This window comes from Massilia sp. CT11-108, from assembly GCF_047302915.1.
Taxonomy (GTDB): domain Bacteria; phylum Pseudomonadota; class Gammaproteobacteria; order Burkholderiales; family Burkholderiaceae_D; genus Telluria; species Telluria orientalis.
Genome location: NZ_JBKYMO010000762.1, coordinates 1 through 1,941, shown reverse-complemented (window position 1 = coordinate 1,941; position 1,941 = coordinate 1). Strand labels below are relative to the sequence as shown.

General features: G+C 68.3%; 2 protein-coding genes and 1 pseudogene. 2 read left to right on the top strand and 1 reads right to left on the bottom strand.

All coding sequences use genetic code 11. The features are described 5' to 3' along the window. Both ACEN88_RS30385 and ACEN88_RS30380 read left to right on the top strand, forming a co-directional pair. Window positions 1-217 (top strand): annotated as a pseudogene (locus ACEN88_RS30385) (FAD/NAD(P)-binding oxidoreductase); the annotation flags it as partial. 13 nt (window positions 218-230) lie between these two features. Beyond that, window positions 231-1,439, top strand: coding sequence for a M24 family metallopeptidase (locus tag ACEN88_RS30380; RefSeq protein ID WP_413345709.1), 1,209 nt, complete (start codon window positions 231-233; stop codon window positions 1,437-1,439). Here ACEN88_RS30380 and ACEN88_RS30375 read toward each other — a convergent pair. Beyond that, on the bottom strand, window positions 1,393-1,941 hold a 549-nt coding region (locus ACEN88_RS30375; RefSeq protein ID WP_413345707.1), incomplete at its 5' end, for an alpha/beta hydrolase fold domain-containing protein. The genes ACEN88_RS30380 and ACEN88_RS30375 overlap by 47 nt on opposite strands.

The following is a 1,941-nucleotide window of genomic DNA, read 5'->3' as shown; positions in this document are numbered from 1 at the left end:
GGAGACGATCGTGTGCCGCTGCGAGGACGTGACCCAGGCCCGCCTGCTGCCGCACCGCGACTGGCGCGAAGCGAAACTGGCGACCCGCGTCGGCATGGGGCCCTGCCAGGGCAAGACCTGCGGCGCGGCGTGCGCCTTCCTGTTCGGGTGGTCCCACGAGGATGCCCGGACACCCATCATGCCCGCGACCGCGCGGGCGCTGTCAGACTTTGAATGAGGTAATGAGAAACATGAACATTGGTGGCACCGACAAACAGGCGGCGCTCGACGCCTTGGGCGACATGACCGCGGGCGCCGTGCCCATCGCGCTGGCCGAGCACCGGGCGCGCATCGAACGTGCGCAGGCGTTCATGGCGGCGCAAGGCATCGACGCCGTCTACCTCAACGCCGGCAGCAACCTGACCTATTTCACGGGCACGAGATGGAGCCCCAGCGAACGCATGGTGGGCGCCATCCTGTCGGCGCAGGGCGGCCCCGTCTACATCGCGCCCGCGTTCGAGGAAAGCACGATCCGCGATTTCATGGTCGTCGAAGGCGACATCGCCGTCTGGGACGAGCACGAGCGTCCCGCCGTGCGCCTGCGCGCCGTGCTGGAACAGCGCGGGATCGGGGCCGGCAGCGTGCTCGCCATCGACGACAGCACGCCGCTATTCCTGTGCGACGCGATCCGCGCCGCGACCGATGGCTACACTTTGCGGAATGCGCACCCGGTCACGTCGCACTGCCGCAGCCGCAAGTCGGACGCGGAAATCGCGCTGATCCAGCGCGCGATGGACATGACGATGGCCGTGCACGTGGTGGCGGCGTCGATCCTGCACGAAGGGATCACGACGAAGGAAGTCGAGGAATTCATCCACCTCGCGCACCGCAAGGTCGGCGCGAGCGGCTCCTATTTCTGCATCGTGCTGTTCGGCGAGGCGACGGCGTACCCGCACGGCGTCAGCTACGTGCAGACCCTGCAACGGGGCGACACGGTGCTGATCGACACGGGCTGCAAGGTCCACAACTACATCTCCGACATCACGCGCACGTACGTGTTCGGCGAACCGACCGAGCGCCAGCGCTTCGTGTGGAACGCGGAAAAGGCGGCGCAACGGGCGGCGTTCGATGCGGCCCAGCTGGGCGTGCCGTGCGAAGAGGTCGACAAGGCCGCGCGCCGCTCGCTCGAGGCCGACGGCTTCGGCCCCGGCTACAAGCTGCCCGGCCTGCCGCACCGCACGGGCCACGGCATCGGTCTCGACATCCACGAAGGCCCCTACCTCGTCGGCGGCGAGACCCGGGCGCTGGAGCCGGGCATGTGCTTCTCCAATGAGCCGATGATCTGCGTGCCGGGCGAATTCGGCGTCCGCCTGGAAGACCATTTCTACATGACGGCGAACGGACCGAAGTGGTTCACGCAGCCGGCGGCGAGCCTGGAGAATCCGTTCGGGGCGGGATGACCTCCTTCAGGAACGCATCCGCCGCCTCCACCGTCGGCGCCAGCCACGGATCGAACAGCCAAAAGCTGTGGGGCGTGTCGGGCACGGGCACGACCCGGTTCGGCACGCCCAGCACCCGCAGTTTCCCGGCCATCTCTTCCCGCCCGAGGCTGAAACGCCGCTGCGCGCTGACGATGAACAGCATGGGCGGCGTGCCCGCCTTCACGTGATACAGCGGCGACGCGTCGCGCCACAGCGCCGCCTTCTCCGCGTAGCGGCCGCCGAACCACGCGCCGGCTGATGAAGGCTGCTTCGCCGGGTCGTCTTCGTATTTGCGCGCTTCTTCCGACGTGAAATCCGACAGGCCGTCGATGTTGACGATCGCCTGCACGTCGCTCGACACGTTTCCTCCGTCCGGATCGAAGCGGGATTCTCCGTTCGTCACGCCCGTCAGCGCCGCGATCTGGCCGCCGGCCGAGCCGCCCGCGATGGCGATGCGGCCCGGATCGATGCCGTAGTCCGC